Raw genomic sequence first — 3,875 nt, 5'->3', positions numbered from 1 at the left:
CGCAGAACCCTGTGGGAGCTGGCTTGCCAGCGAAGAGACCGGCAAAAGCGATACAAAAAATTATTAGATACACGAAAAAGCAGTTTGATATTGAATTGTGTATCGCTTATAAATACTCCCATGCCCAACCAGCCTTGAGGCGGGAGCCCGAACATGTACGCACAGCTTGTCGAAACCGGCGTCAAACGCATCCAGTCCCTGGACGAGATGTCGCCCCAGGAACGTGCCTTCCAGGAAAAGATCGACGCCGAGATCAAGATCGAAGCCAAGAACTGGATGCCCGAGGCCTACCGCCAGACCCTCATCCGCCAGATCTCCCAGCACGCCCACTCCGAAATCGTCGGCATGCTGCCCGAGGGCAACTGGGTCACCCGTGCGCCCACCCTCAAGCGCAAGCTGCAACTGATGGCCAAGATCCAGGACGAAGCCGGCCACGGCCTGTACCTGTACAGCGCCATGGAAACCCTGGGCGCCGACCGCGACGAAGAGATCGCCAAGCTGCACAGCGGCAAGGCCAAGTACTCCAGCATCTTCAATTACCCGACCCTGAACTGGGCCGACATGGGCGCGGTGGGCTGGCTGGTGGATGGCGCTGCCATCGTCAACCAGGTGGTGCTGCAGCGCACCTCGTACGGCCCGTACGCGCGGGCCATGGTGCGCATCTGCAAGGAAGAGAGCTTTCACCAGCGCCAGGGCTATGAGCTGCTGCTGACCATGATGCGCCACGGCACCCAGGCCCAGCGCGACATGGTGCAGGACGCGATCAATCGCCTGTGGTGGCCGGCGCTGATGATGTTCGGCCCCAGCGACGACAATTCGCCCAACAGTGCCCAGTCCATGGCCTGGAAGATCAAGCGCCAGAGCAACGACGAACTGCGCCAGCGCTTCGTCGACCAGACCATCCCGCAGCTCGAACTGCTCGGCTGCAGCGCCCCCGACCCGGACCTGAAATGGAACGCCGAGCGCGGCCACTACGACTTCGGCGAGATCCAGTGGCAGGAGTTCTACGACGTGCTCAAGGGCAACGGCCCGTGCAACCAGGAACGCCTGGCCACCCGGCGCAACGCCATCGAAAGCGGTGCCTGGGTACGTGAAGCCGCTGTGGCCTACGCCCGTAAACAACAGAACAAGAACGCCGCCTGATACGGCGACTGATGGGAGATACCACGATGTCTGTCTGGACCCTCTACGAAGTGTTCGTGCGCAGCAAGCACGGCCTCAACCACAAGCATGTGGGCAGTGTGCACGCGGCCGACGCGGCCATGGCCATCGAGAACGCCCGCGAGCTCTACACCCGTCGCAGCGAAGGCGTAAGCCTGTGGGTGGTGCCTTCGGCGCTGATCATCGCCTCGTCGCCGGATGAAAAGGACCCGCTGTTCGACCCGGCCGACGACAAGGTCTACCGGCACGCCAGCTTCTACGAACTGCCCGACGAAGTCGGGCACATGTGAGGCCGACCATGACCACGCGAACCGATCTGATCGACTACCTGCTGCTGCTCGGCGACAGCGCCCTGATCCAGGGCCAGCGCCTGTGCGAATGGTGCGGCAAGGCGCCTGCCATCGAAGAAGAGCTGGCACTGATGAACGTGGGCCTGGACCTGGTGGGTCAGGCGCGCAACTGGCTGGACTACGCCGCCGAGCTGCTGGGCGACGGGCGCGATGCCGATGACCTGGCATTCCGCCGTGACGAGCGCGCCTACCGCAACCTGCTGCTGGTCGAGCAACCCAACGGCGACTTTGCCGTGACCATGGCCAAGCAGTTCCTCTTCGATGCCTGGCACCTGCAGGTGCTGCAGGGCCTGTGCGAGTCGAGTGACGAGCGTATCGCCGGCATCGCCGCCAAGGCCCTCAAGGAAGTCACCTACACCTGCGCCGCTCCAGCGAATGGGTGCAGCGCCTGGGTGGGGGTACCGACGAAAGCCGCCGGCGCATGCTGGCAGCGATCCCCCTGGTGTGGCGTTTCACGGTTGAGCTGGCCACGGGCAGCGATGCCGAAACGGCCCTGGCGGCAGCTGGCATCGCCGCCAACCCGGCGCAGGTCGGCGCGGCATGGCTGCAACAGGTCGAGGCCACGTTCGCGTCGGTCGAACTGCCGCTGCCACCGGCGGCCAACTACTTCTACCTCAGCGGGCGTACCGGCGTGCACACCGAGCACCTGGGCATCCTGCTGGCCGAGATGCAGTGCCTGCCACGGGCCTACCCCGATGCAACCTGGTGAGCTGATCGCCAGCGATCACGGCGCGCGGGCGCTGCAGGCCTGCGACCTGAGCCACGCCTGGGCGGTGCTGGAGCAGGTCATGGACCCGGAGGTACCGGTGGTCAGCGTGGTCGACCTGGGCATTGTGCGCGACCTGCGCTGGCAGGCCGGGCACCTGCACCTGGTGGTCACACCGACCTATTCGGGCTGCCCGGCCACCGAGGTGATCGAGGGCGATATTCGCCAGGCGCTGGAGCAGGCCGGGTTTGCTGCGCCGTGCCTGGAGCGCCGGCTGACCCCGGCCTGGAACACCGACTGGATCACCGAGCAGGGGCGCGAGCGCTTGCGCGCCTACGGCATCGCGCCGCCGGTGGGCAGTAGCAGCAAACGCAGCCTCTTGGGCGAGGGCCCGCAGGTGGCGTGCCCGGTGTGCGGCAGCGCGCACACCGAACTGCTCAGCCAGTTCGGCTCCACGGCCTGCAAGGCGCTGTATCGCTGCCGCGAGTGCCTGGAACCTTTCGACTATTTCAAATGCATCTGAGCGCCCAGGCGCCGTGCAGCGGGAGAACAGCATGAGTCAATTTCACCGCCTGACCATCAAGGATGTACGCGCCGAGACCCGCGATGCGGTGTCCATCGCCTTCGACGTGCCCGAAGCGTTGCAGCAGGATTTTCGCTTCACCCAGGGCCAGTACCTGGTGATGCGCACCCAACTGGACGACGAGGAAGTGCGCCGTTCGTATTCGATCTGCAGTGGTGTGGAAGAGGGCGAGCTGCGCGTGGCGATCAAGCGTGTCGCCGGCGGCGCTTTTCGGCGTTTGCCAACGAGGTGCTCAAGGTCGGCCATACCCTGGACGTGATGCCGCCGTCGGGCAGCTTCCACGTACCGCTCGACCCGACCCGCCACGGCCACTACCTGGCAGTGGCGGCAGGCAGCGGCATCACGCCGATCCTGTCGATCATCAAGACCACCCTGGAGCGCGAGCCCAACAGCCGTTTCACCTTGCTCTATGGCAACCGTTCCAGCTCTGGCGCGCTGTTTCGCAGCACGCTCGAAGACCTGAAGAACCGCTACCTGCAGCGCCTGAACCTGATCTTCGTGTTCAGCCGCGAACAGCAGGATGTGGACCTGTACAACGGGCGCATCGACGCCGACAAGTGCGGCCAGCTGTTCTCGCGCTGGGTGGATGTGCGCGGGCTGCAGGCCGCGTTCATCTGCGGCCCGCAGGCCATGACCGAAACCGTGCGCGACAGCCTCCAGGCCAATGGCATGGCGGCCGAGCGGATTCATTTCGAGCTGTTTGCGGCGGCGGGCAACGAGGGCAGGCGCGAGGCCCGCGAGGCGGCGCGCCAGCTGGATGCAGCGGTGAGCCAGATCACCGTGATCAGTGACGGCCGGGCGCTGGCGTTCGACTTGCCGCGCAACACGGTGAGCGTGCTGGACGCGGGCAATGCGATCGGCGCCGAACTGCCGTACTCGTGCAAGGCGGGCGTGTGTTCGACGTGCAAATGCAAGGTGATCGAAGGGGAGGTGGAGATGGACAGCAATCACGCTCTGGAGGATTACGAAGTGGCGGCGGGGTACGTGCTGTCGTGCCAGACGTACCCGGTCAGCGACAGGGTGGTGCTGGACTTCGATCAGATCTGATACCGCAGCGATCCCTTCGCTGGCAAGC

At 65.0% G+C, this 3,875-nt stretch carries 3 protein-coding genes and 2 pseudogenes; all 5 read left to right on the top strand.

Annotated features, from left to right (window positions below; translation table 11 throughout):
* Window positions 1-153: 153 nt before the first annotated feature.
* The 5 genes and pseudogenes from paaA to paaE all read left to right on the top strand — a co-directional run bounded on the left by paaA (window position 154) and on the right by paaE (window position 3,847).
* Window positions 154-1,143, top strand: a complete 990-nt coding sequence (gene paaA / locus G3436_RS16820; protein WP_163947118.1) for a 1,2-phenylacetyl-CoA epoxidase subunit PaaA — start codon at window positions 154-156, stop codon at window positions 1,141-1,143.
* Between the two features lie 26 nt (window positions 1,144-1,169).
* Window positions 1,170-1,451, top strand: coding sequence for a 1,2-phenylacetyl-CoA epoxidase subunit PaaB (paaB, locus tag G3436_RS16815; protein WP_163947115.1), 282 nt, complete (start codon window positions 1,170-1,172; stop codon window positions 1,449-1,451).
* A gap of 8 nt (window positions 1,452-1,459) precedes the next feature.
* Window positions 1,460-2,220 (top strand): annotated as a pseudogene (paaC, locus tag G3436_RS16810) (1,2-phenylacetyl-CoA epoxidase subunit PaaC).
* Window positions 2,207-2,740 carry a 1,2-phenylacetyl-CoA epoxidase subunit PaaD gene (gene paaD, locus G3436_RS16805; protein ID WP_163947112.1) on the top strand — a complete coding sequence of 178 codons (534 nt, stop codon included), beginning with the start codon at window positions 2,207-2,209 and terminating at the stop codon, window positions 2,738-2,740. Before paaC ends, paaD begins: the two are co-directional and overlap by 14 nt.
* Window positions 2,741-2,771: 31 nt before the next feature.
* Window positions 2,772-3,847, top strand: a pseudogene (gene paaE / locus G3436_RS16800) (1,2-phenylacetyl-CoA epoxidase subunit PaaE).
* Window positions 3,848-3,875: the final 28 nt, after the last annotated feature.

It is taken from the genome of Pseudomonas brassicae, assembly GCF_010671725.1.
Taxonomy (GTDB): domain Bacteria; phylum Pseudomonadota; class Gammaproteobacteria; order Pseudomonadales; family Pseudomonadaceae; genus Aquipseudomonas; species Aquipseudomonas brassicae.
The sequence above is the reverse complement of the archived record's forward strand: the minus strand, read 5'-3'. Positions and strand labels throughout refer to the sequence as shown.